22 protein-coding genes are annotated in these 25294 nt (G+C 68.4%); 14 read left to right on the forward strand and 8 right to left on the reverse strand.

Annotation, left to right across the window (positions count from 1 at the left end; all coding sequences use genetic code 11):
- The first annotated feature begins 1 nt into the window (after position 1).
- Both AC3WON_RS19915 and AC3WON_RS19920 read left to right on the forward strand, forming a co-directional pair.
- A complete protein-coding gene (locus tag AC3WON_RS19915; protein WP_492321070.1) occupies positions 2-1921 on the forward strand; it encodes a sensor histidine kinase in 1920 nt (639 codons plus the stop codon).
- Between the two features lie 201 nt (positions 1922-2122).
- The gene (locus AC3WON_RS19920) at positions 2123-2704 is read left to right on the forward strand and encodes a cysteine hydrolase family protein (RefSeq protein ID WP_492352555.1); all 582 of its coding nucleotides are present in this window, start codon (positions 2123-2125) and stop codon (positions 2702-2704) included.
- A gap of 36 nt (positions 2705-2740) precedes the next feature.
- Here AC3WON_RS19920 and AC3WON_RS19925 read toward each other — a convergent pair whose 3' ends face one another.
- The 4 genes from AC3WON_RS19925 to cysD all read right to left on the reverse strand — a co-directional run bounded on the left by AC3WON_RS19925 (position 2741) and on the right by cysD (position 7485).
- A complete protein-coding gene (locus tag AC3WON_RS19925) occupies positions 2741-3181 on the reverse strand; it encodes a nuclear transport factor 2 family protein (RefSeq protein ID WP_492321072.1) in 441 nt (146 codons plus the stop codon).
- 78 nt (positions 3182-3259) lie between these two features.
- A complete protein-coding gene (locus tag AC3WON_RS19930) occupies positions 3260-4399 on the reverse strand; it encodes a helix-turn-helix transcriptional regulator (RefSeq protein WP_492352556.1) in 1140 nt (379 codons plus the stop codon).
- A 255-nt stretch (positions 4400-4654) separates the two neighbouring features.
- Positions 4655-6589 (reverse strand): sulfate adenylyltransferase subunit CysN, encoded by a 1935-nt coding sequence (gene cysN, locus AC3WON_RS19935; RefSeq protein ID WP_492321074.1) that lies wholly within the window; start codon positions 6587-6589, stop codon positions 4655-4657.
- Entirely contained in the window at positions 6589-7485 is an 897-nt protein-coding gene (gene cysD, locus AC3WON_RS19940; RefSeq protein WP_492352557.1) for a sulfate adenylyltransferase subunit CysD, read from the reverse strand. The genes cysN and cysD overlap by 1 nt, the downstream gene beginning before the upstream one ends.
- A 212-nt stretch (positions 7486-7697) precedes the next feature.
- On the opposite strand from cysD, the gene AC3WON_RS19945 reads away from it, so the two are divergent.
- The 4 genes from AC3WON_RS19945 to AC3WON_RS19960 are packed head-to-tail and all read left to right on the forward strand — an operon-like array spanning position 7698 to position 11815.
- The gene (locus tag AC3WON_RS19945; protein WP_492352558.1) at positions 7698-8816 is read left to right on the forward strand and encodes a DUF1214 domain-containing protein; all 1119 of its coding nucleotides are present in this window, start codon (positions 7698-7700) and stop codon (positions 8814-8816) included.
- Positions 8813-10006 carry a sulfotransferase family protein gene (locus tag AC3WON_RS19950; RefSeq protein WP_492352559.1) on the forward strand — a complete coding sequence of 398 codons (1194 nt, stop codon included), beginning with the start codon at positions 8813-8815 and terminating at the stop codon, positions 10004-10006. The genes AC3WON_RS19945 and AC3WON_RS19950 overlap by 4 nt, the downstream gene beginning before the upstream one ends.
- A 33-nt stretch (positions 10007-10039) precedes the next feature.
- Positions 10040-10831: an SDR family oxidoreductase gene (locus AC3WON_RS19955; protein WP_492321078.1), complete on the forward strand. Its 792-nt coding sequence runs from the start codon at positions 10040-10042 to the stop codon at positions 10829-10831.
- A gap of 18 nt (positions 10832-10849) precedes the next feature.
- A complete protein-coding gene (locus AC3WON_RS19960; RefSeq protein ID WP_492352560.1) occupies positions 10850-11815 on the forward strand; it encodes an acetyltransferase in 966 nt (321 codons plus the stop codon).
- Between the two features lie 4 nt (positions 11816-11819).
- Here the strand turns inward: AC3WON_RS19960 and AC3WON_RS19965 are convergent, their stop codons facing one another.
- The 3 genes from AC3WON_RS19965 to AC3WON_RS19975 are packed head-to-tail and all read right to left on the reverse strand — an operon-like array spanning position 11820 to position 14716.
- Entirely contained in the window at positions 11820-12920 is a 1101-nt protein-coding gene (locus tag AC3WON_RS19965; RefSeq protein WP_492352561.1) for a 3,4-dihydroxy-2-butanone-4-phosphate synthase, read from the reverse strand.
- Positions 12917-13873 (reverse strand): LipP1 family hormone-sensitive lipase, encoded by a 957-nt coding sequence (gene lipP1 / locus AC3WON_RS19970; protein ID WP_492321081.1) that lies wholly within the window; start codon positions 13871-13873, stop codon positions 12917-12919. The genes AC3WON_RS19965 and lipP1 overlap by 4 nt, the downstream gene beginning before the upstream one ends.
- Positions 13874-13906: 33 nt before the next feature.
- Positions 13907-14716, reverse strand: a complete 810-nt coding sequence (locus AC3WON_RS19975; protein ID WP_492352583.1) for an SDR family NAD(P)-dependent oxidoreductase — start codon at positions 14714-14716, stop codon at positions 13907-13909.
- A 400-nt stretch (positions 14717-15116) separates the two neighbouring features.
- On the opposite strand from AC3WON_RS19975, the gene AC3WON_RS19980 reads away from it, so the two are divergent.
- Complete coding sequence (locus tag AC3WON_RS19980) at positions 15117-16301, forward strand: helix-turn-helix transcriptional regulator (RefSeq protein ID WP_010814001.1); 1185 nt, start codon at positions 15117-15119, stop codon at positions 16299-16301.
- A 15-nt stretch (positions 16302-16316) separates the two neighbouring features.
- On the opposite strand, the gene AC3WON_RS19985 is transcribed toward AC3WON_RS19980, so the two are convergent.
- Positions 16317-16661, reverse strand: a complete 345-nt coding sequence (locus AC3WON_RS19985) for a VOC family protein (RefSeq protein ID WP_492321082.1) — start codon at positions 16659-16661, stop codon at positions 16317-16319.
- 211 nt (positions 16662-16872) lie between these two features.
- Here AC3WON_RS19985 and AC3WON_RS19990 point away from each other — a divergent pair, with 211 nt between their 5' ends.
- The 7 genes from AC3WON_RS19990 (at position 16873) to AC3WON_RS20020 (ending at position 25293) form a co-directional block, all read left to right on the forward strand.
- Positions 16873-18024 (forward strand): LLM class flavin-dependent oxidoreductase, encoded by a 1152-nt coding sequence (locus AC3WON_RS19990; protein WP_492352562.1) that lies wholly within the window; start codon positions 16873-16875, stop codon positions 18022-18024.
- Positions 18025-18217: 193 nt separating this feature from the next.
- Positions 18218-19411, forward strand: coding sequence for an acyl-CoA dehydrogenase family protein (locus AC3WON_RS19995; protein WP_492352563.1), 1194 nt, complete (start codon positions 18218-18220; stop codon positions 19409-19411).
- Positions 19412-19436: 25 nt separating this feature from the next.
- On the forward strand, positions 19437-21191 hold the full coding sequence (locus AC3WON_RS20000) for an FAD-dependent oxidoreductase (protein ID WP_492352564.1): 1755 nt from the start codon (positions 19437-19439) through the stop codon (positions 21189-21191).
- On the forward strand, positions 21188-21724 hold the full coding sequence (locus tag AC3WON_RS20005) for a flavin reductase family protein (protein ID WP_492321086.1): 537 nt from the start codon (positions 21188-21190) through the stop codon (positions 21722-21724). The genes AC3WON_RS20000 and AC3WON_RS20005 overlap by 4 nt, the downstream gene beginning before the upstream one ends.
- A gap of 19 nt (positions 21725-21743) precedes the next feature.
- The gene (locus AC3WON_RS20010) at positions 21744-23450 is read left to right on the forward strand and encodes an FAD-binding protein (protein ID WP_492352565.1); all 1707 of its coding nucleotides are present in this window, start codon (positions 21744-21746) and stop codon (positions 23448-23450) included.
- On the forward strand, positions 23434-24198 hold the full coding sequence (locus AC3WON_RS20015; RefSeq protein ID WP_492321088.1) for an SDR family oxidoreductase: 765 nt from the start codon (positions 23434-23436) through the stop codon (positions 24196-24198). Before AC3WON_RS20010 ends, AC3WON_RS20015 begins: the two co-directional genes overlap by 17 nt.
- A 27-nt stretch (positions 24199-24225) precedes the next feature.
- Positions 24226-25293 (forward strand): 2Fe-2S iron-sulfur cluster-binding protein, encoded by a 1068-nt coding sequence (locus tag AC3WON_RS20020; protein WP_492352566.1) that lies wholly within the window; start codon positions 24226-24228, stop codon positions 25291-25293.
- The last annotated feature ends 1 nt before the right edge of the window (position 25294 follow it).

Consider the following 25294-nt stretch of genomic DNA (forward strand, 5'->3'; position numbering starts at 1 on the left):
CTTGGGCGCCACGCTCCTCGCCGGCGCTGCAAACGCGCAGGAAGGGCCGGGCGCCACGGCCTTCACCCGCATAGAGGCTGCCCGATCGACCTGGCAGGGTGATAGCCCGCCGGCGGCGGGCTGGGTCCCAGTGAAGCTGCCGGACGACTGGTCCTCGCGCTGGCCCGAGTTCGACGGCGTGGTCTGGTACCGGCTGAGCTGGCAATGCACAGATGCAAGCCAACCCACGGCGCTGATGCTCGCTTACCTGAATATGGCGGGGGCGGTTTATCTCAACGGCAGCTTGCTGATGCGTGACGCGAGCCTCGTCGAACCGCTCACGCGAGCCTGGAATACTCCCCGTTATCAGTTGATATCTCCGCCGCTGTTGCGGGAGGGCACCAACACGCTGCTGATTCGCGTCTCGGGGCTGTCGGCATACCAACCCGGCCTTGGACCCGTATCGGTCGCCGACCCGGACCGCCTGCGGGCCGCTTACGAACAGGCCTACCGGCTGCGTCATGACCTGCAGTTGGTCAGCCTTGCAGTCACCGTCGCGCTAGGTTGCTTCTTCTTTTCGCTCTGGGTGATGCGCCGGCAAGAAGTGACCTACGGATGGTTCAGCCTGATGTCGCTGGCCTGGTGGTGGGTGGCGCTGAATCAGGTGGCGACGAGCACCTGGCCGTTTGCCAGTACCGATGCCTGGGGGCGCGCAAATATCATCGCGCTGCTCATCTACAGTGCTGCCTTCACGATGTCCATGGTGCGCTTCTGCGAACGGCGCCTGCCGCGCATCGAAGCGGTGCTCTGGACGCTGGTAGTGTTGGGCGCGGCCGTCATGCTCGGGGCGCCGCACGGTTACCTGACCGACGTACGCAACACGCTGACGGTGGGACTGGCGTGCAATTTCTTCGCGACGTGCCTTGTATTTCTCTGCTTTGCCTGGCGCAGTGGTCGCACCGATCATCGCATCCTCTCGTTTTGCATTGCAATTTTCCTTGTCGCCGCGGTACACGACCTGCTGAGCTTTCTTGGCATCCTCAAGGACAACCTCTACTACGCAGCCCTCACTTCGCAGTTCCAGATGATCGCCATGGCGCTGGTGCTGGCCTGGCGCTTCGTCGCCAACCTGCGCCGCATTGAACGATTCAATGACGAACTGCACTGCAAGATCGACGCGGCCAAGGCGGAGCTCGCAGCCAACCTGGATCGCCAGCGCGAGTTCGAAGTCGCCAATGCGCGGCTCAGTGAACGGCTCAATCTCGCACACGACCTGCACGACGGGCTCGGCGGCACGCTCGTCAGCGGAATTGCGACACTGGAGCGCATCCCTCACGACATCCCGCCAGGCCAGGTCCTGTCGATCCTCAAGGAGCTGCGCGACGACCTGCGCATCATCATCGATGCCACCTCCAGCCAGCAGTTTGGCGAGCACGCGCTGGCGGGTCAGATCGTGCCGCTGCGGCACCGTCTTACGCGGCTGTTCGAGAGCCACGACATCGAGTGCCGGTGGCAGCTCACTGGCCTCGATCAATGCTATCTGCCGACTTCGCAAATTCTTGATGTCATGAGGACCTTGCAAGAGGCGCTGACCAATGTACTGAAGCACAGCAAGGCGAGTCGCGCGGACGTCGTCCTGCGCAATGATGCCCGGGGACTGGAGCTGGTTGTCAGCGACAACGGAATGGGCTTCGAACCCGCCGCCATCGAACGGCATCCGGGCACCGGCATGCGCAGCATGCGCGCGCGTACCCGGCGTCTAGGCGGGACGCTCAGCGTGCGATCCACAGGGGAGGGGACTATGCTGACCGTGCGTATCCCAATCGCGGCCGCCCTTGGGTCACCACTTGACCTGCAGCCCGGCCGATCCGGTGATCGAGTTCCTGACCCTGGCATTACCCCCCGTGGCCCAAAGCCTGCCGGCTTCGGCCATAGAGACTGATCCTCCGGTACAGGGCCGAGGTTAGGCCCGCCAGCGAGACGAACATAGTCAATGTTGAACGGGCTGTGGACGCAGTTGAACCCTCGAAGCCGGGTGCAGGTCGTTCGCTGACGATCCCACGGCCAACTTCCGTAGGCGACCCAGAACGGCCAACCGATTGGTCGTGGTAGAGTCGACCATCATTTCTTATCGTGTAGCCTTATGTCGCCACCCGTTGAGATTCCGGTAATTGTTCCCGCGCAAACCGCGCTGGTGGTCATGCACTACCAGACCGACATCCTGGCGCTATTTCCCTCGGTCGCGCCCACTCTGCTCTCCAACACGCGCAAGCTGTGTGACGCCGCGCGGGCCAGGGGCGTCAGCGTCTATTTCGCCAAGATCCACTTTGCTCCAGGCTATCCGGAAGTCAGTCCGTTGAACCGGAACGGGCAGGGAATCAAGCAGCTTGGTCTTTTCGTCGACGACCAGATCTCGCCGGAACTCGGCCAGCAGGCCACTGAGCCGCTGATCATCGCGCATCGCGCCAGCGTGTTCTTTGGTACCGACCTGCAGGTACGGCTTTCCGCGCAGGGTATCGATACCCTGCTCATGGTGGGCATTGCGTCGACCGGTGTGGTGCTGTCGTCGGTCGCCTATGCGAGCGATGCGGACTTCCGCTTATTCACGGTCAAGGATTGCTGCTACGACCCGGATCAGGTCGTGCACGACCATCTCTTTTCAACGGCATTCGATTCGCGCACAACGGTGCTTTCGCTCGCTGATGCCTTGCGCTTGCTTGCCTAGCATTTCGACCTGCCAGGAGTGCCGCCGTGCCATCCCTCAGGCAGACGGGAAGAGCAGATGATCGGTCAGGTTGCCCTTCAGATCGAGCATCGAATAATTCCGGCGGCTGAAGCGCCAGCGTCCCTCGACCTTTTCGAAGGCGTCATGATAGCGACCGGCTGCGATCACCTGTAGTGGGATACGCTCGGATGCCTGGAGAACCGTATAGTACGATCTGACGGTTGCCGTCAGCTTGTCCGGAGCAATCTCAATGATCGGATTGCTGATGACATGCCGGGTTCTGGGCGTTCCATCCGCATGCAATTTCACATAGGCTTGCCAAAGCTTGAGCATGGCCTCGGAACCTCGCAGCACTGCATCTCCGGTTTCGATCTCCGCATGTTCGAACAGTGCGGCGACCCCCGGCAGATCACCGGCGTCCATGCGCTCGGCATAGATGTAGAGGAGATTGGCAAGCTGCACGGCATCGTCGGTCATCGACTCGTCTCCGGTGGTTTGCGAGGATTAAAGCAGTCCGGCGCTACTCCGGCATCGTCCGCTTGGAGTACGAAGCCCTCACCCCATCCCCACCACACTGGACAGCAACATCTTCACCAGCACCGCCTGCCGCGTCGCCCCGGTCTTGGCAAAGATGCCCCGCAGGTGCGCCCGTGCCGTATTCTTTTTGACGCCGAGCCGCATCGCGGCTTCGTCCAGCGTCAGCCCGTCGACCATCAGCAAAGCCAGTTCGATCTCGGTCGGGGTCAGGTGGAACAGCTTGCGCAGGCTGGCGTGGGTGTTGCGCGGCGATCCCGCCGGGTCGCGGATGAACACCGCCACCGCGGGTCGGCGCGACTTGTCTTCGCTGCGATAGCTGAGCGGGATCGGCCGCACCAGCACGCTCAGGGGCGTGGACGCGGCGGGCCGGCTCAGCGTGGTGACTTCGCTGCGCGGTGCGGCCAGCGCGTGGGCCTGGGCCGCGTCCTCCAGGATCTTGCGGAACCTGCGGTTCTCCACCGGGCAGTGCGCGTGCAGCGCGCCCTCCGACAGGTAGAGGCCGTCGCGCGCCTGCAGCAGGCGGCCGGCGACGTCGTTGGTCCGGATGGTCCTGCCGTGCTCGTCCAGGATCACCGTGCCGACCTGCAGCCGGTCGACCGCATCCGCGTACAGGGACCGTTCGGATGCAAGCACATCGAGCGCGGCATGCAGGTCCACTGCGCGCTTCAGGTGCGGCAGCAGGCCGTGCAGCAGTGCCTTGTCGGCCTCGCCGAAGTCCTGTCCCGCGTGGACGCGGCTGATGAACAGCGCGCATTCCACGCCGTCGGGCGTGACCAGGTTGGCCGCCAGGATATAGCGCAGGCCCAGCGGTTGAAGGTATTGCGTGTAGAACGGGTGTGCCAGCCAGCCGGCTTCGCCAAACAGTTCGTCGGCGCTGAAGAGCCGGTCCGGGTGCAGGTCCAGGAAGGGGCACAGCGCGTAGTACTGCTCGCTGTACGAGGGCTCGCCCGGCAGGTGCGGGCCGTAGTCGGAGGCATTGACGATCAGCCCCGGCCGGTCGGTGGCCGGGTGGCGCAGCACCAGCGTGACGAAGGTGGCGCCCAGGCGCTGGCGCACGCTTTCCAGGAAACTTGCCCAGGGCACGGCTTCGGTCGGGCCCTGGTAGAGCTGGGCGAGCAGGGCGCTCAGCTCGGCGGCGGGCAGGGAGGCTGGCAGCATGATGGCGGTGCGACGGTTTGCTCCCCTCTCCCGCGTGCGGGAGAGGGGCAGGGGTGAGGGCCGGCGGTGGCATACCAGCAGCCGGAACTTCGTGGACATTCCCGCCCTCATCCCAACCCTCTCCCGCAAGCGGGCGAGGGAGCGCCCAATCGGTCATGCAAAGGCCATGACTGGCGCCAGACGTGGCGGTAGTCCAGGGCAGGAATCCCTGTCCCATCGTACCGACCCCGTCCGTCGCCTCATCGTCCGTTCGGCCTAGGGCTTCTCCCGCAGCCACGCCACGATCCGCTCCGCCGCCTGCTCCGCGCTGTCGGCGGTGGTGTCGATGCGGATCTCGGGCCGCTCGGGCGGCTGGTACGGCGAATCGATGCCGGTGAAGTTCTTCAGCTCGCCGCGCCGCGCCTTGCGGTACAGGCCCTTGGGGTCGCGTTGCTCGGCCACCGCCAGCGGCGTGTCGATGAAGACTTCGACGAAATCGCCGTCGCCGGCCAGCGCGCGGGCCATGTCGCGTTCCGAGCGGAACGGCGAGATAAAGGACACCAGCACGATCAGGCCCGCATCGAGCATCAGCCTTGCCACTTCCGCCACGCGCCGGATGTTCTCGACGCGGTCGGCCTCGGCGAAGCCCAGGTCCTTGTTCAGGCCGTGGCGCACGTTGTCGCCGTCGAGCAGGTAGGTGTGGTGGCCCAGCGTGTGCAGGCGCTTTTCCACCAGGTTGGCGATGGTGGACTTGCCCGCGCCGGAGAGCCCGGTGAACCAGACGATGCGCGGCGACTGGTGCTTGAGCGCGGCATGGGCGCGGCGGTCCACGTCGATGGCCTGCCAGTGCACGTTCTGCGCCCGGCGCAGCGCAAAGTGCAGCATGCCGGCGCCGACCGTGTTGTTGCTGAGACGGTCGATGATGATAAAGCCGCCCAGCTCGCGGTTGCGCGCGTAGGGATCGAAGGCCACCGGCTGGTCCAGGTGCAGGTTGCACACGCCGATCTCGTTCAGCTCCAGCGTGCGCGCGGCCAGGTGTTCGAGCGTGTTGACATTGACCTTGTACTTGGGCTGCGCCACGGTCACGCCCACGGTGCGCGTGCCGAGCTTGAGCAGGTAGGGGCGCCCGGGCAGCATGGCGTCCTCGTTCATCCACACCAGCGTGGCCTCGAACTGGTCGGCCACTGCCGGCGGGTCTTCCGGGCAGGCCAGCACGTCGCCGCGGCTGATGTCGATCTCGTTCTCCAGCGTCAGCGTCACCGCCTGGCCGCGCATGGCGTGCTCGCACGCGCCGGCGGCGCCGACGATGCCGGCCACGCGGCTCTCGCGGCCCGAGGGCAGCGCGCGCACGCGGTCGCCACGGCGGATCTCGCCGGCGCTGACGGTGCCGGCAAAGCCGCGGAAGTCCAGGTTGGGCCGGTTGACCCACTGCACCGGCAGCCGGAACGGTTCGCCTTGCACGGGCGCGTTGTCGATCGGCACGTTCTCCAGGTGGGCCATCAGCGTCGGGCCGTGGTACCACGGGGTGTTCGCACTGGGCTCGGTGATGTTGTCGCCGCGCAGGGCCGACATCGGAATGCAGGTGATATCGGTCAGGCCGATCTGCCGGGCGAACTCCCGGTACTCGTTCTCGATGCGCGTATGGACCTCGCGCGAGTAGTCGACCATGTCCAGCTTGTTGACGGCCAGCACCACGCGGCGGATGCCAAGCGTCGCCACCAGGTAGCTGTGGCGGCGCGTCTGGGTCTGCACGCCGCGGCGCGCATCCACCAGCAGGATGGCCAGGTCGGCGGTGGAGGCCCCGGTGACCATGTTGCGCGTGTACTGTTCGTGCCCCGGCGTATCGGCGACGATGAACTTGCGCTTGTCGGTGGCGAAGAAGCGGTAGGCCACGTCGATGGTGATGCCTTGTTCGCGCTCCGCGGCCAGGCCGTCCACCAGCAGCGCGAAGTCGAGGTCCTCGCCCTGCGTGCCCATCTTCTTCGAGTCGGCTTCCAGCTGGGCGAGCTGGTCTTCGAACAGCATCTTGGATTCATACAGCAGCCGGCCGATCAGCGTGCTCTTGCCATCGTCGACGCTGCCGCAGGTGATGAAGCGCAGCAGGCTCTTGTTTTGCTGGGCGTGCAGGTAGCGGGCGATCTCGCCCGAGGTGGCGGTGGCTTGCGCGGCGTCCTGCGCAGGCGCGGGCGCGGTGTCGATCAGGGTTTCCATCAGAAGTATCCCTCCTGCTTCTTCTTTTCCATCGATCCGGCCGAGTCGCTGTCGATCAGCCGTCCCTGGCGCTCCGAGGTGGTCGCCAGCAGCATTTCCTGGATGATGCCGCCGAGGGTGTCGGCCTCGCTCTCGATCGCGCCGGTGAGCGGGTAGCAGCCCAGCGTGCGGAAGCGCACCTTGCGCAGCTGCGGCGTTTCTCCGGGGCGCAGCGGCAGGCGCTCGTCGTCGACCATGATCAGCGTGCCGTCGCGCTCCACCACCGGGCGCTCCTTGGCGTAGTAGAGCGGCACGATGGGGATGTCGTTCAGGTAGATGTATTGCCAGATGTCCAGCTCGGTCCAGTTGGACAGCGGGAACACGCGCAGGCTTTCGCCCTTGCGCTTGCGGGTGTTGTACTGGCGCCAGAGCTCGGGGCGCTGCATCTTCGGGTCCCAGCGGTGCTGGGCGGTGCGTACCGAGAACACGCGCTCCTTGGCGCGCGACTTCTCCTCGTCGCGGCGCGCGCCGCCGAAGGCGGCGTCAAAGCCGTAGTGGTCCAGCGCCTGCTTCAGGCCCTGGGTCTTCCACACGTCGGTATGGACGGCGGAGCCGTGCTCGTGCGGGCTGATGTTGCGTGCCAGCCCCTCGGGATTCACATGCACGCGCAGGTCCAGGCCAAGCCGCGCGGCGGTCTGGTCGCGGAACGTGATCATCTCGCCGAACTTCCATGTGGTATCGACATGCAGCAGCGGGAACGGCGGCCGCGCGGGATAGAAGGCCTTCATGGCAAGGTGCAGCATCACGGCGCTGTCCTTGCCGATGGAATAGAGCATGACGGGGTTTTCGCATTCCGCCATCACCTCCCGCATGATGTGGATGCTCTCCGCCTCCAGTTGCTCCAGGTGGGTCAACATCGGGATCTCCTCTTGGTTTGCCGGTGCCGTGCAGGGATGTCGCGGCGGTCTGGCATGGCCACAAGGTAGCGAGCCGGGGCCCTTCGCCACTTCGTCCGGGCGGACTAAGAAATCGCGGGACGCGGCGCGCATTTCCTAGTCCACCCGGACGAGGCTGGGGCGGCCCCGCGCTCGGTATCGTTGCTTCGCCGACGAACCACGGGAGCAGGCAGATGGCGAACTCCGCCGAAGAACAAATGCTGAGCGGCCAGACCTGGGCCGAGTTTTGCGAGGTGCTCAAGCGCAGCGGGCAGCAGATCCTGCGCCCGGAGGCCCCGTCGGATGCGCTCACGCGCGCCGAGGGCTTCCGCTACCTGAGCCGCCTGCTGCGTATTGCGCTGGAGATGCATGTGGAATTCGCCGATCCGGCGTTTCCCGGCTTCTTCTCGCCGTCGCACGAAACCGCCAAGATCGGCGCGGACAATCCGGACAATCTCTATCGCTACGCACGCCTGGACGGCAGTGCCGAGTACCGCATCCGCGGCCGGCGCGGCACCGTGGCCTACCTGAGTTTCGGCACACAGAAGGGCGGCTACGAAACCGACGGGCGCATGGTCCAGACCGGCTTTATCGACTGCAACAAGCTGGCAGTGGCGGCGGATGGCAGTTTCGAGATCATCCTCAGCGCGCGCCAGCATGAAGGAAACTGGGTGCGCATGGAGCCGGGCACCAATGCGCTGGTGGTGCGGCAGACCTTTCTCGAGCGCAAGGCCGAGACCCCGGCCGAACTGCACATCGAGCGCCTCAATGGCAGCGGCAAGCCGCCCGTGCTAGATGCCGAACGCCTGCACGGCGGCCTGCTGCGCGCCGCGGGCTTTGTCGAGGGCACCGCGCGCATCTTCGCCGACTGGGCCCAGGGCTATGGCGGCCATGTCAATGCGCTGCCGCCTGCCGACCAGGCCGTATGCCAGGCGGCAGGCGGCGATCCCAACATCTTCTACTACCACTCCTGCTGGGCGCTGGCGGACGACGAAGCGCTGGTGGTCGAGGTGGACCGGGTGCCGGCCTGCGATTTCTGGAATTTCCAGATCAACAACTACTGGATGGAGTCGCTCGACTACCGCTACCACGACATCTGCCTGAACAAGCACAGTGCCCGGCTGGATGCCAACGGCGGCGTCACCGTCGTCCTCAGCGCGCGCGATCCGGGCCTGCCCAACTGGCTGGAAACCGCCGGCCACCGCAACGGCACCATGTGCTGGCGCTGGGTGGGGGCGGCGCAGCCGGTGCATCCGCGCACGCGCGTGGTCAAGCTTGAATCGCTCAGGAATGAATGCAGGGAGAACGCATGAACACCATCGCATCCGACGACACCGCAGTGCTTGACGTGGAGCGACTGCTGGCACAGGCCAGCGCACAGGCCGGCGGGCTGACTGACTTTGGCCCGGGCGACTACCGCGAGGCGCTGGAGGTGCTGTTTGACTCGCTTGCACGCGAAGCCGGGCTGTCGCCGCAGGGCGCGCAGATGCTGCAAGGCAAGCTGCAGGCGCAACTGGTGAACCGGCTGGTGATCCAGGACTACTGCCGGCGCCATCCAGAAATCCTGGAAGAGCGCGTCGACGATCCGCTGGTGATCGTCGGCCTGCCGCGCACCGGCACCACGCTGCTGCAGCGCATGCTGGCCACGGACGCGCGCTTCCACTCGGCGGCCTGGTGGGAAACGCGCTACCCGGCGCCGCTGCCCGGCGAGGACGTGCGCGACGCCGGCCGGCGTATCGGGCTGGCGCGCGAGGAAGTGGCGCAGATGATCCGCTTTATCCCGGACATCCTCGCCATCCATCCGCTCGACGCGATGGCGGCCGACGAGGAATTCATGCTGATGGAGCATTCCTTCCTGTGCGCGATGGATTCCTACGCCAACGTGCCGTCCTATACCGACTGGCTGGCGCGCCAGGACCACACCCAGGTCTATGCCTGCCTGAAGACCATGCTGCAGTTCCTGCAGTGGCAGAAGCGGCAGCGCGGCGAGGCGCCGGCGCAGCGGTGGGTGCTGAAGACGCCGCAGCACCTGCATACGCTGGAAATCCTGTTCCGGGTCTTCCCCGGCGCGCAGGTCGTGCTGACCCATCGCGACCCCGCCCAGACCATTCCGTCGATGGCCAGCATGGCGCATACGCTGTGGAAGCTGTACGCCGACGCGCCCGATGCCGCCACGGTGGGGCGGCAGTGGAGCGGGCAGATGCAGCGCGCCACCGCCCATGCCATGACGGTGCGCGACGGTCTGCCTGCCGATCGCTTCCTCGACGTGCGCTTCGAGGATACCGTGCGCGATCCCTTCGGCGTGGCGCAGGCGGTCTACCGCTTTGCCGGCATGCCGCTGACCGAGTCCGCGCGCGCCGGCATGTGGGCGTGGATGGAGGGCAACCCGCGCAACCAGCGCGCGGCCCACGCCTATAGGCTGGAGCAGTTCGGACTGAGCCAGGAACAACTGGAACGCGATTTCGCCGGCTACCGCGCGCGGCACATCCTTAAGCAAAACTAAGACAGCGCACTGCGCATCACAGGAGACAACACCATGCTGTTGAAAGACAAGGTCGTCATCGTGTCGGGAATCGGTCCCGGGCTGGGCGTCAAGCTGGCCGTGGAGGCGGCGCGCGAAGGCGCGCGTGCCGTTGCCATCGCCGCGCGCACCGCGGCGAAGCTGGACGACGCCCAGGCCCGCATCGATGCACTGGGCGCCGACTGCGAAGTGCTCAAGGTGGTGACCGACATCACCGACCGGGCCCAGTCCCGGCACCTGGCCGGCGAGACCATGCGCCGCTTCGGGCGCATCGACGCGCTGGTCAACAGCGCCTTCCAGCACGGCAACTTCCCCGAGCCGGTGGAAGCGGCCGACCTGGACGTCTGGCGCCAGGTGTTCGACACCAACGTGTTCGGCACCATGACGCTGACGCAGGAAGTGGCGGCGCTGATGAAGCCGCAGGGCGGCGGCGCCATCGTCATGATCAACACCCAGGCCACGCGCAAGCCGATGCCCGGCGAATCCGGCTACGCGGCGTCCAAGGGCGCGCTGGCGGTGGCGGTCAAGTACCTGGCGCGCGAACTGGGCCCGCATGGCATCCGCGCCAACAGCATCTTCATGGGCTGGATGTGGGGCGAGCCGGTGCAGGGCTATGTGCGCCACGCCGCGGCCGAGCAGGGCGTGAGCGAGGACACCGTGGTCGCTCCGGTGACCGCGCAGATTGCGCTGGGCCGCATGCCGACCGACGACGACTGCGCGCGCGCGGCGCTGTTTCTCGTGTCAGACTACGCCAGGGCCATCACCGGCGCTTCGCTCGACGCCAACGGCGGCGATTTCATGCCCTGAGTCCTGACCACACCTGCCATGACACGCTACTTTGCCTTCAACGGCGATGCCGACGGCCTGTGCGCCCTGCAGCAGCTGCGCCTGGCGCATGCCGGCGACGCCACGCTGGTCACCGGCGTCAAGCGCGATATCCGGCTGCTCGAGCGCATCGACGCCGGGCCCGGCGACACCGTGACCGCGCTGGACATCTCGCTAGAGCAGAACCGCGATGGCCTGATGCGGCTGCTCGGCGCCGGTGCGCGGGTGGACTACTTCGACCACCACCATGCCGGCGAACTGCCCGGGCATGCCGGCCTGCGCGCGCATATCGACGAGGGGCCGGAGGTCTGCACCAGCCTCCTGGTCGACCGCCACCTGGACGGCTGCCACCGGCGCTGGGCGATCACCGCCGCGTTCGGCGACAACCTGGGCAGCGTGGCGCGCGCGCTGGCGGCGCAGGCGGGGCTGGGCGAGTGCGAAACCGCGGTGCTGGAACAGCTGGGCACGTGCCTGAACTACAACGCCTACGGCGAGTGCGTGGCGGACCTGCATTTCGATCCCGCCGAGCTGGCGCGGCACATGCTGCCGTTTGCCGACCCGCTGGCCTTCGCCGCGCAATGCGGCGCCTATGCGGTGCTGTGCGACGGCTATGCGGACGACATGGCCCGCGCGCGCTGCCTGGCGCCAGCGCACGAAGTGCCCGGCGCCGCGCTGCTGGTGCTGCCTGACGCGCCGTGGGCGCGGCGCGCGATCGGCGTGCTGGCCAATGAACTGGTGCGCGGCCGGCCCGGCGACGCCATCGGCCTGCTCTCGCCGAAGTCCGGCGGCGGCTTTGCCGTCAGCGTGCGGGTGCCCGCCCACAGCGCCACCGGAGCGGCCGATTTCTGCCGCGGCTTCGAGACCGGCGGCGGCCGGCGCCTGGCAGGCGGCATCAACCACCTGCCAGACGCCGAAGTGGAGCGCTTCACGCGCAGCTTTGCCGATTGCTTCGGTCCCCGTTCCTGACCGATCAGCACGGCGGCACGAACTCCGTGACCTCCAGGTCGAAGCCGGTGACGGCGCGATACGGCACCGGATGGCTGAGCAGGCGCAGCTTGTGCGCCCCCACATCGCGCAGGATCTGCGCCCCGACCCCCAGCGCGCGTTGCGCGAAGGCCGGCGCCGGCGAGGCGGCGGCCGGCGCTGCCAGCCGGTCCAGCCGCTGCTGCGGCGATTCACGTTCATCCAGCAGCACCAGCACCCCGCAACCTTCGGCGCCGATGCGGGCGAGCGAGCGCTCCAGGTTCCAGGCGGGCAGGGCCGGCGTGCCGAAGCCCAGTACGTCGCGCTGCATTTCCACAGTCTGAACGCGCGTCAGCACCGGCTGCCCAGGATCGGGCTGGCCCAGCACCAGCGCAAGATGAAGCGCATCCACCGGCGCGTCGTGGTAGGCGTGCACGGTGAAGCATCCGAAGGGCGTGGCCAGTTCCGTCGAATGCGTGCGGCGCAGCGCGCTTTCGGTCAGCAGCCGGTGGTGGATCAGGCCGCTGATCGAAACCGCCGGCAAGCCGTGGTGCCGCGCGAAGGCCAGTAGCGCGGGGCCGCGCAGCAGGTCGCCGTCGTCATCGAGCAGCATCGCATAGGCGCCGGCGGCGACGCGCCCGGCCAGCGCCGGCAGGTCGGAGCAGGCCTCGGCAAAGCCCGCGCGGCGCAGCACGCCGTCGGGCTGGGCCACCACCGGGAAGATGTGGCCGGGCTGGACCAGGTCATGCGGCTGCGCGCGCGCTGCCGCCGCCACGCGCAGCGTGAGCGCGCGGTCGGCGGCGGAGATGCCGGTGCTGACGCCGCCGGCCGCTTCGATCGACACCGTGTAGCGCTCGCGCTGGCGGTGGTTCGCGGCCATCGGCGGCAGCTGCAGCCGCGCGCGGCGCGCCTCGGTGATCGCCATGCAGACCAGGCCGCGCGCCTCGGCGGCCATGAAGTTGACGTCGGCCTCGCTGGCGCGCTCGGCGGCAACCAGGACGCAGCCGGTGGCCTCGTCGGTCTCGTCCTCGATCACCAGCACACGCTGGCCCGCGGCCAGCGCCGCCAGCACGTCGGCCATCGGCGGCAGTGTGGTGGCGGGGCTCATGCTGCCTCCTGCCGGCTGGTGCTGCCGAAGGCCTGCCGCAGCGATGCCGCGGCCGCATCCAGCGCATCGCTGGCGGCATCGATCATCCCCTGCATGCTGATAAAGCCGTGGAACTGGCCGGGCCAGCGGCGCACGGTGGCGTTGCCGCCCGCGCGCTGCAGGGCCTCGCCATAGGCCTCGCCCTGGTCGCGCAGCGGGTCGTATTCCGCGGTGATGATGGTGGCTGGCGGCAGGCCGTGCAGCTCGCGCTGGTGCAGCGGGCTGGCGCGCACATCGGTGGCGTCCGCCGGGTTGGCCAGGTACTGGGCGCGATACCAGTCCAGTTCCGCGGCACTGAGGAAGTAGCCCTGCGCGCATTCGCGGTAGCTGGCGCTGGCGGCCGCGGCGTCGCTGCAGTCCAGGTAGGGGTAGAGCAGCAACTGGTGCCGCAGCGCGATGCCGCTGCCGCGCAGCTGCTGGCAGGCAACGGCGGCAAGGTTGCCGCCGGCGCTGTCGCCGGCCACGGCAAGGCGGGCCGGGTCGGCGCCCAGTTGCGCCGCATGCGCGGCGGCCCAGCGCACGGCCGCGACGGCGTCGTCGGCCGCGGCCGGGAAGCGTGCCTCCGGCGCGAGCCGGTAGTCGACCGACAGCACCAGCGCGCCGCTGCGACGCGCCAGGCCGCGGCAGATGTTGTCGTGCGAATCGAGGCCGCAGAGGACAAAGCCGCCGCCATGGAAATAGACCACGAGCGGCAGTGCGGTGCTGTCGTCGGGCCGGTACAGGCGGGCCTTCAGCTGGCCTGCGGCGCCATCGATGGTGAGATCTTGCTGCGCGGCGACGGTGTCGCCGGGCGCGAACGCGGGCATGGCAGCCAGCGCGGCACGGTAGTCGGCCGCGCGCAGGGTGGAGAAGTCGGGGCTGGGCATGGCGGCCATGGCTTCAAGCACGGCGCGGGCCTGGGGATCGAGCGGCATGGGGTCTCCTGGATTGCGGTGGGGAAATCAGTGTCAGAGCGCGAATGCCGGCGTGGTGCCGGCGGCAATGCCTTGCGCGCGCGCCAGCGCCGCATGCACGGCCTGCTCGTGCGGCAGGATCCAGAACTGGCCGGCCGAGACCCCGTCCAGGATGTAGCGCGCGACCGCGTCCGGCGTCATGCCGGCGGCAATGCCGCTGCGCAGCGCGCCGTTCATGTGGTCCACCTCCTGCGCGCCGCCGCCGTCCAGGCCCGCAGCGATGCCGGTGGCCACCGGCCCGGGGCAGACCACGGACACGCCCAGCGGCAGGCCCGCGGCCTGCAGCTCCAGCGCGAGCCCTTCGCTGAGCGCCACCACCGCCTGCTTGGACAGCGTGTAGGGGGCCAGCCAGGGCCCCACGGCGAGGCCGGCCATCGAGGCCACGTTGACGATATGGCCGGCGCCTTGCGCCGCCATGCGCGGCACGAAGCAGCGCAGCGCGTGCAGCACGCTCCACAGGTTGACGCGCATCACGTGGTCGAACACTTCCGGCGGCAGCTCCCAGCAGCGGCCGGTGACGAGCACGCCGGCGTTGTTGACCAGCAGGTCGACACGGCCCAGGCGCAGGAAGCTTTCCTCGCACAGGTGCTCGATCTGCCGCGCGTCGCAGACATCGGTGGGCACGGCGATGACGTTTGCCCCCTGGCCGGCAAGCGCCTCGCGCACCGCTTCAAGCGCGCCGGCGTCGATATCGGCCAGCGCCAGCGCGTAGCCTTGCGCTGCCAGCGCCTGCGCGAGCGCGCGGCCGATGCCGCTGGCCGCTCCGGTGATCACTGCGGCTTGCTGCCGCGGGTTTGCCGCCATGGTCATGTTTCTCCGTGAAAAGAAGGCGGCGGGGATCGCCGCGCATGGCTGACTTGTAGCGGCAGCGCGGCGGCACGGCATCGTCTGTTTGGGTAGGAGGGCGGCGTCACATGGTGTCTAGGGGTTTGCCCTCGACAGGCCGGGATGGGTCTGTCCTTAGTCTGTTTGGAGTATGTGTTCGGCCCGCCGGCGCGTGAGGATTGGCCTGTCCCGCAGGACTAGTCCGGCCAGCGTGTGCAGCCGGTCTTGCCTAGGGCAAACCATGAAGGCGGGGGCAAGCCGCGACCCCTTTGCCGTCCCTATAATCAGGGCACAAAAAAGGGCCACAGAGCCCGTAGCAGGCCAGCGCCGACCCGGCACGCCCGAAGCGCTGCGCACGCCACAATGGAGACAGAGGAAAATGCTGATGGAGGTTAGCCAGAACCAGGCGGCCGCACACCTGTTCGCGCAGGCGACGGTGTCGCTGTCGGAGTTCAGCACATTGCTGGGCAATATCTACCAGGGTCCGATGGAGCAGGTGCCCTGGGGCAAGGCACTGGAACAGATCCGCCGCCAGCTCAACGCCAACTATTGCACCCTGATCCTGCGCTCGCCGGCCACGGACCGGCCCGGGCTGATGATCAATGCGTCCGAGCATGGCTCGACCCTGCCGGGCGAGACCTCCTACAACAACTACTACTACGCGCTCGACCCGTTCATCGGCCTGCCGTCGGACCGGGTGGTGACCATCGATGAGCATCTCGGGCCCGGCGCCTGGTGCCAGAGCGAGCTCTACCAGCAGTTCCTCAAGGACATCGGCATCCGCTACATCCTTGGCGCGGACCTGCGTACCGATGACGGCGTCGAATGCCGCTTCCGCGTGTGCCGCGAGCATGACGGCCGCGACTTCTCCGCCGCGGACAAGGCGCTGTGCACCGCGCTGCTGCCGCACCTGAAGCGCGCGGTGGACCTGCACTCGCGCATCGACGTGGTTGAATCCGAGCGCACCGTCTATGCCAGCGCCATCGACCGCATGCTGGTCGGGATGGTGATCCTGGACGAGTCCGGCACCATCATCAAGACCAATGCGGCCGCCGATGAAATCCTGGGCGCCAAGGATGGCATCCGTGTCGCCAAAGGCAGCCTGGACGTGGAATACGGCCAGGAGAACCGCAAGTTCCAGCGCCTGCTGCGCCAGGCCATGATGGGCCACCTCGGCACCACGCCGGCGCTGATGGAAGCGATGTCGATCACGCGCCCGTCCGGCAGCGCCAGGCTGGGCGTGCTGATCCGCACCATCCCGCTCAGCGAGTGGTCCGAGGACAACCGCAAGCGCCCCGCCTGCGTGGTGTTCATCCGCGACCCCGAGCGGCGCTCGCAGGCCTCGCACGAGGTGGTGCGCCAGCTGTTCGACTTCACCCCGGCGGAGACGCAGCTGGCGCTGCAGCTGGCCAACGGGCTCACGCTCGATGAGGCCGCGGACGAGCTCGGCATCAGCAAGAACACGGCGCGCGCGCACCTGCGCGCGATTTTCTCCAAGACCGGCGTGACCCGGCAGGCCACGCTGGTGCGCATGCTGCTGAGCAGCGTGATTTCTCTCGGCTAAGCCACGTAACGCACGTCAGGGCTTTGCGCTGAGCACCAGCGCAAAGCCTTCCGGCGTTTCCAGCACTGCGCGCGTCTCATGCGGCCCCTGCGCCGCGGGCAGCGTTACGCTGGCGCCGGCACCCACCAGCCGCGCCATCGCCGCGGCGATATCGTCAGCCTCATCCACCTTGAAGGCCAGCGCGGGCTGGTCCACCAGGCGTTCCTCGCCGGCCACCAGCGCCAGCGTCAGCGCGCCCGCGTCGAGCGCGCAATAGCGGTTTCCGTCGCGAAACTTCACCGGTAGTCCGAGTCCTTCCGTGAAGAACGGCAGCGCGGTGTCGATGTCCGCGACGGGGTAAAGCAGCAGCCTGGCTTGCATGATGTCCTGATCCTCCTGGTGAAAGCGGGCGTGATGCCCGTGGCCAATGATAGGGAGGCTCCATGTACTGCTCATAATCCAATCAGACGATGTTGCAACGCCTTGCGCCGACCACACTGCGATCACACAGGCCGCTTCGGGCCGGTGGCGCGGCAAGGGGCGGCGCCCCGGCGGCGGTCCTGAACCATCAATGCCAGACAAGGGGACTGCAATGCGTTTTTCACTGATCTATGAAGCCCAGACCGTCGATGCCTCGCGTGCCGGCGACCACAAGGTGTTCGATGAAATCATGGAACAGGTGGTGCTGGCCGAGGACATGGGCTTTGACGTGGTCTGGGCGGTCGAGCACACCGCACTGACCAACTATGCGCACATGAGCGCGCCGGAAACCTTCCTGGCCTTCGTCGCCGGGCGCACGCAGCGCATCGGCATCGGCCACGGCGTGGTGTGCCTGCCACCGGCGATGAACCATCCGGTCAAGGTGGCCGAGCGCATCGCCACGCTGGACATCCTGTCCGGCGGCCGCGTGCACTTCGGCGTGGGCAAGGGCGGCACCCAGCAGGAGGCCGGCACCTTCGGCTACGACCTGAACAGCCTGCACCCGATGATCGACGAGTCGATGTACCTGATCCCGAAGATCATGACGCAGGACGAGATCGAGCACGACGGCGAGTTCATCAAGATCCCGCGCCGCCCGATCCACCCCAAGCCGCGCCAGGACCCGCACCCGCTGATGTACCTGGCCTGCACCAATGCCGACACGCTGCAGCGCGCCGGCGCGCGCGGCATGGGCGCGCTGGTGCTCGGCTTTGGCGGCCCCGAGGATGTCGCCAAGAAGAACGAGATCTACCGCGCTGCGTGGGAGACCCGCAAGCCTGAGGACCAGGTGGGCTTCCGCCCGCACCAGCACCTGGCCGCGCTGTGCCCGACCATCGTGCTGGAAGACGGCCTGGCCGCGCGCAAGATCGGCATCAAGGGCCAGCGTTATTTCATGGAGTCGCTGTCGTACTGGTATGCCGGCGGCGAGCGGCCCGACCCGTCGACCTGGGACGACGAGCATGTCACCGCCACGGACGCGCAGGGCAAGGCCGTCATCAACACCAAGTTCGCCTCAGAGAAGGTCTCGGTGGATTTCAGCGACCCGGCGATGATGATGCTCAACCCGAACCATGCCTACGGCACGGTGGAGGACTGCATCGGCTACGTGCAGCGCCTGATCGATTCCGGCGCCGACGAGATCCTGTTCATCTGCCAGATGGGCACGGTGCCGCAGTGGGCGCAGCTGGAAACCATCCGCAATATCGGCGAGCACGTGATCCCGCACTTCCGCAAGCAGGGACGGAAGCTGCGCGCGCTGGCTTGATCGGCGCTATGCAAGCCTGCGGGTTTGCTCCCCTCTCCCGCTTGCGGGAGAGGGGCAGGGGGAGAGGGCCAGCACATCCACGAAGTCCCACTCACCAAATCGCGACATAGCTAGTCCCAACAGACGATGGCACCCGGCCCCACCGGTGCAAACATCAAGGCCAGCTACAAGACCAAGCAACAAGGAGACCGCGGTGCATCACGACAACAATTCCAAGGAACTGGCGGCACGGCTGATCGCGCGTGCCGAGCAGATGATTCCGGTGCTGGCCGAGCGCGCCGCGCAGGCCGAGGCCGAAGCGCGCATTCCCGCCGAGACCATCGCCGACATGCAGGCCGCGGGCTTCTTCAAGGTGCTGCAGCCCCGCCGCCACGGCGGCTACGAACTCGATCCGCAGACCTTCTTCCGCATCCAGATGGCGCTGGCCAAGGGCTGCATGTCCACCGCCTGGGTCTATGGCGTGGTCGGCGTGCACAACTGGCAGCTGGCGCTGTTCGACGAGCGCGCGCAGCAGGAAGTGTGGGGCAGCAACCCTGCCACGCTGATCGCCTCGACCTATATGCCGGTGGGCAAGGTCACGCCGGTCGAAGGCGGCTATCGCTTCTCCGGCCACTGGAAGTTCTCCAGCGGCAGCGAACTGTGCGACTGGATCTTCCTGGGCGGGCTGGTGCCGCCGGCCGAGCCGGGCGGCGCCTATGACTACCGCACCTTCCTGCTGCCGCGCTCCGACTACAAGATCGTGCGCAACTGGGATGTGCTGGGCCTGCGCGCGACCGGCAGCCACGACATCGTGGTCGACGACGTGTTCGTGCCCGAGTACCGCACCCACCGCGCCGTCGATGGCGCCATGGGCACCAGCCCGGGGCTGGCGGTCAATGACGTGCCGCTGTACCGGCTGCCGTTCGCGCAGATCTTCGTGCGCGCGGTGTGCACCGCCTGCATCGGCGCGCTGGAAGGCACGCTCGATGACTTTGTCGCCTATGCCGACGGCCGCGTCAGCAGCAACGGTGGCGGCAAGACCGCGGAAGACGGCGGCGCGCAGATGGCTTGCGCCAACGCGCAGGTCGCCATCGACGAGATACGGACCATCCTTGAGCGCAATTTCGACGAGCTGCTGGCCGTTGCGCGTGAAGGCGGCCAGGTGCAGACCCCGCGCCGCCTGCATTTCCGCTACCAGTCCGCGCAAGTGGCCGAGCGCTGCGCGCAGCTGGCCAACGGCCTGCTGCGCTATGCCGGCGGCAACGGCATCTACCGCAGCAACCCGATGGTGCGCCGCTTCCTCGACCTGCATGCGGCCCGCGCCCACTACGCCAACAACCTGGACCGCTTCGGCCAGAACCTGGGCGGCGTGATGATGGGCCGCGCCAACACTGACTTCTTCATCTGAGCCGCGCGCCGCACGGAGACCCAATATGAGCCAGAGCAGAGCGCGCATGCAGCCCAGCGAGTTCGACGTGGTGGTGGTCGGCTCGGGCGCCGGCGGCATGCTGGCCGCCTGCCGCGCCGCGGACCGCGGACTGTCGGTGGTGGTGCTGGAAAAGAGCAGCCAGTACGGCGGCACCTCGGCGGTGTCCGGCGGCGGCATCTGGATTCCGCTCAACCACCATATCGCGCCGGCGGGCGGGCGCGACGACAACGCCACGGCGCTGGAATACATCCTGGCGTGCGCCGGCGAGCACGGCGATCCGCAGCGCGTGCGCGCCTATCTTGAGCAGGCGCCCCGCATGCTCCAGTACCTGGAGCAGCAGGCCGGCGTGCGCTACTACACGCTGCCGCGCTACGCGGACTACTTCCAGAAGGTTCCGGGCGCGATGCCGGGCTACCGCGCGCTCGACCCGATGCCGTTCGACGGCGCGCAGCTGCGCGAGGAATTCGCGCGGCTGCGGCCGCCGTCGCCGGGCACGCTGGTGGGCGGGCGCGTGGCCGTGACCTCGGCCGAGGCGCATGCGCTGCTGTGCCGCGCGCCCGGCTGGCTGGGCCTGGCGGTGCGCCAGTTTGCCCGCTACTGGCTCGACCTGGGCTGGCGCCGCAAGACCCGGCGCGACCGCCGGCTCACGCTCGGCAACAGCCTGGTCGGCGGCCTGCGGCGGGCCATGATGGACCGCGCGATTCCGCTGTGGCTCGACACCGCGCTGCAGGACCTGATCGTCGAGGACGGCACCGTGCGCGGCGTGCGCGCGGTGCAGGACGGGCGCGTGGTGGAGATCCGCGCGCTGCGCGGCGTGATCCTGGCCGCCGGCGGCTTCGAGCGCAACCAGGCCATGCGCGAACAGTACCTGCCGCAACCGACCCAGGCTGCCTGGAGCGCGACCCCGCCCAACAACACCGGCGACGGCATCCGCGCCGCCCAGGCCGCCGGTGCCGGCGTCGCGCTGATGTCCCACGTCTGGGGCGCGCCCACCGTGCATGTGCAGGGCGAGGAAAAGCAGCGCGCGCTCTTTATCGAGCGCGCCATGCCCGGCTGCCTGGTGGTGAACGGGCAGGGCCGGCGCTTCGTCAACGAGGCCGCGCCGTATTCCGAGTTCGTTCCCGCCATGTACCGCGACCACGAGAAAACCGGCAGCAGCGTGCCGGCGTGGATGGTGTTCGACGCCACCTTCCGCCACAAATATCCGTGCGGGCCGATCCTGCCCGGCTCGGTCATGCCGGACCGCAGCATTCCGGCAAGCCTGTCCGGCATCCTGGTGCGCGCCGACTCGCTGGCGCAGCTGGCACAGCAGATCGGTGTCGATGCCGGCGGCCTGGCCGACAGCGTGGCGCGCATGAACCACTATGCGGCCACCGGCGTGGACGAGGAGTTCGGCAAGGGCGACAACCTGTTCGATACCTACTACAGCGACCCGGCAGTGCGGCCCAACCCGTGCCTGGCGCCGATCGGCAAGGCGCCGTTCTACGCCGTGCGCATCGATGCCGGCGACATCGGCACCAAGGGCGGCCTGGTGACGGACGCCGGCGCGCGCGTGCTGCGCGACGACGGCTCCGCCATCGCCGGACTGTTCGCCATCGGCAATACCAGTGCCTCGATGATGGGCACCAGCTATCCCGGCGCGGGCTCCACCCTGGGCCCGGCCATGACCTTCGGCTTTATCGCTGCCGACGTGCTCTCGCAGAACGCGCGCCAGCCTGCCGCCGCGCCCCATGCTCAAACCGTACAGGAGGCCTTATGAGCGCCAGTCAAGACAAACGCGCCGAACCCAGCACCGCGCTGCGCGATGACATGTTGATGGCGATGCGCCGCATGGCGCGCTCGGTGGCGGTGATCAGCTGCCGCCATGGCGAGCGCCGCTATTCGATGTCCGTGACCGCGGTCGATTCGCTGTCCGCGGACCCGCCTTCGCTGCTGATCTGCATCAACCGCAATTCTTCGATCTACCCGCCGCTGGATGCCGGCGCGGACTTCTGCATCAACCTGCTGGCAGCCGACCACCGCGATATTGCGGTGGATTGCAGCGGACGCCTCAAGGGGGAAGAGCGCTTCACCAGTGGCGAGTGGGAGGACGACCTGCTCGGCGTGCCGTGCCTGCGCGATGCCCAGGCGAACCTGGTGTGCCAGCAGGATGGCCGCTTCGACTACGGCACGCACGCGGTCTTCATCGGACGCCTGCGCGAGGTAAAGCTGGCTGGCGAGGTGTCGCCGCTGGTCTATGTCGATGGTGCCTACACCACGTCCGCGCCGCTTGGCGCACTGTGTTCGGCCTGAGCCGGGAGCGCAAGCCAGCATGTACCCTCCGACCGATTCCGCCACGCCGGTCCACGCGCCGCTGCGCCTGGACGATCCGGACGCCCACCCGTGGCAGGCCGCGTGCGATGCCGTGGTGGTGGGCTTCGGCGCCGCCGGGGCCTGCGCCGCGCTGGAAGCCGCGCATGGCGGCGCGCGCGTGATCGTTGCGGAACGCTTTGAAGGCGGGGGCGCCAGCGCCCGGAGCGGCGGGGTGGTCTACGCCGGCGGCGGCACGCCGTACCAGTCCGCCGCGGGCTATGCCGATACACCGCAGGCGATGGCGGACTACCTGCGCCAGGAGACCGGCGGCGTTGTCAGCGATGACACGCTGCAGGCGTTCTGCCAGCGCAGCCGCGAGATGATCGGCTGGCTCGAAGGCCTGGGCGTGCGCTTTGCCGCCACCGTGCCGCCGCGCAAGACCTCTTATCCGGCGCAACCCTACTACCTCTACTACTCCGGCAACGAAGCGGTCGCCGCCTACGCGCAGCACGCCGCGCCCGCGCCGCGTGGTCACCGCGTGAAAGGCCCCGGCATGTCCGGCCGCACGCTGTACGGCGTGCTGCGCGCCGCCGTGCAGGCCCGGCCGGAGGTGACTGTGATGCGCCAGACCGCGGCGCGGCGGTTGATTCTCGACCAGGACGGCGCGGTCGTCGGCATCGAGCTGTGGCAACTGCCGCCGGGCCGCCACCAGAAACGCCACGCCCGCCTGGCGCGCCTGGCCGAGCGCCTGCACAACGCAGCGCCTGCGCTGGCCGACCTGCTGCGCGAGCGCGTGCTGCAACTGGAACTGCGCCATGCGCGCCCGGTCGCGGTGCGCACCGGCGCGGTGGTGCTGGCCACCGGCGGCTTTATCTTCAACCGCGCCATGGTGGCGCGCCACGCCGGCAAGTACCTGCAGAACTGGCGCCTTGGCGCGACCGGCTGCGACGGCAGCGGCATCCGCCTCGGCGAGTCGGCGGGCGCGGCCACGCGGCACCTGGCGCGGGTCTCGGCATGGCGCTTCATCAATCCGCCGTTCGACTGGGCGCGCGGCTGCGTGGTCGATGCGCAGGGTGCGCGCATCGGCAACGAGGAAACCTACGGCGCCACCCTTGGCCACGCCATCTGCGAACGGCACGGCGGGCGGGCCTGGCTCATCCTGAACCGCGAACTGGCGCGCGCCGCGCTGCGTGAATGCCTGGGCGGCCGGCTGTGGGCCTTCCAGGCCTTGCCCGCGGCGCTGCTGATGCTGGCCGGAGCGCGGCGCGCCGCCACCCTCGAAGCGCTTGCCGGCAAGCTGGGCATGCCCGGCGCGGCGCTGCGGGCGACCGTCGATGCCTATAACGCCGCGGCCCGCGGCGAGATCCCCGATCCGGCCGGCAAGTCGGCGCCGATGTGCGCGTCGCTTGAAACCGGGCCGTGGCTTGCCATCGACATCTCGGCCAACAGCCGCGTCTTTCCGTGCCCTGCCATCACGCTGGGCGGATTGTCGGTGGAAGAGTCCAGCGGCCGTGTACTGGCCGCCGCTGGCGGGGCGCCCATTGCAGGGCTCTACGCCGTGGGCCGCACTGCCGTTGGCATCGCGTCCAACCATTACATAAGCGGCCTGTCGCTTGCCGACTGCATCTGGTCGGGGCGCAACGCGGGCCGGCACCTGACACGACAGCCTGCCGGCGACCGGCAGGCACACACCAACGAGGAGACCACCCATGAGCCAACGTACTGAAGGAAAGATCGCCATCGTCACCGGGGCCGCCAGCGGCGTCGGCAAGGAAGACGCGCTGCTGCTGGCGCGCGAGGGCGCGCGCGTGGTGCTGACCGACCTCAACGAGGAAGCGGGCCATGCCCTGGCGCGCGAGATCGGTGAAACCGCACTGTTCGTGCCGCATGACATCGCCAGCGAAGCCGGCTGGCAGCAGGTGATGGCGCGCACCGAAAAGCAGTTCGGCGCGCCCAGCGTGCTGGTCAACAATGCCGCCATCCTGTTGCTGGGTTCGGTCGAGGACGCCACGCTGGAGCAATGGCAGCGCGTGATGCGCATCAACGCCGACGGCTACTTCCTCGGCTGCAAGTACGGCGTGGCCGCGATGAAGGCGGGCGGCGGCAGCATCGTCAACATGTCGTCGGTGGCGGCGCTGGGCGGCATGGGCGCGTTCTGCGCCTACAGCGCCAGCAAGGGCGCGGTGGCCGCGCTCACGCGTGCGGTGGCGGGGCACTGCAAGCAGAGCGGCTACCGGATCCGCTGCAACTCGATCCACCCGGACGGCATCCTTACGCCGATGACCGCGGCCTTCCTGCCGGGCGGCGCCACGGCCCTGCCGGAGGAGGTGGGCGGCGCCGAGCCGATGCAGCGCATGTGCCATCCGCGCGACGTGGCCAACCTGGTGCTGTTCCTGGCCTCCGACGAATCGCGCTTTGTCAACGGTGCGGAACTGCGCATCGACAACGCGCAGACCATCATGGGCGTGGCCTGACCCCGCCCCAAGCAGAAGAAGGACATCATGGCGCCAGTGCAATTCCACCGGCTGCAGATCGCCGAAGTCGTCACGGAAACGGACCAGGCGCATTCGCTGGTATTCGCGCTGCCGGACGGCCTGCGCGATGCGTTTGCCTACCGTCCCGGGCAGTTCCTGACCCTGCGCGTGCCCGTCGACGGCGTGCCGCTGCAGCGCTGCTATTCGCTGTCGAGCACGCCTGAGGTGGACAACGCGCTGCGCGTGACGATCAAGCGCGTGCAGAGCGGGCGCGTGTCCAACTGGATCTGCGACCATCTGGGCGCGGGCGATACGGTCGAGGTGATGCCGCCCGCCGGGGTGTTCACCCCGCCCGCGCTGCATGGCGATTTCCTGCTGCTGGCCGGCGGCAGCGGCATCACCCCGGTGCTGTCGATCGCCAAGGCGGCGCTGCGCCACGGGCGCGGCGCGGTCACGCTGGTCTATGCCAACCGCGACGAGCGCTCCATCATCTTCCGCGAGGCGCTTGCGGAACTGGCACGAAGCCACCCCGGCCGGCTGCGCGTGATCCACTGGTTGGACAGTGTGCAGGGGCCGCCCACGCAGCGCCAGATCGAGGAACTGGTGCGGCCGTGGAGCATGGCGCAATGCTTTGTGTGCGGGCCCGGCCCGTTCATGGACGGCGCCCAGGCCGCGCTGCAGGCACTGGGAGTGCCGCGCGGGCAACTGCATGTCGAGCGCTTCGTGTCCTTGCCCGATGTGCCGGCGGCCAAGGCACCGGCAAGCGGGACCGCCAGCGCGGGGGACACCGCCCCGGCATCGCCCGCGCCCGCGATGCGCGGTGCCGCGCTGACCGTGCAGCTCGACGGCGAGACCCACCACGTCGGCGTGGCGCCGGACGAAACCGTGCTCGATGCCCTGCAGCGCGCCGGCGTGGCCGCGCCCAATTCCTGCCGCGCCGGGCTGTGCGGCGCCTGCATGTGCCAGGTGACGCAGGGCGACGTGACGCTCGGCGAGAACCATGTGCTCGACCGCGCCGACCTGGAGGCGGGCTGGACCCTGGCTTGCCAGGCCCGCCCGTCCAGCGCCGAAATCCACCTGAAGTTCCCGGATTGAC

The sequence above is a fragment of the Cupriavidus sp. FW305-46 genome (assembly GCF_058787075.1).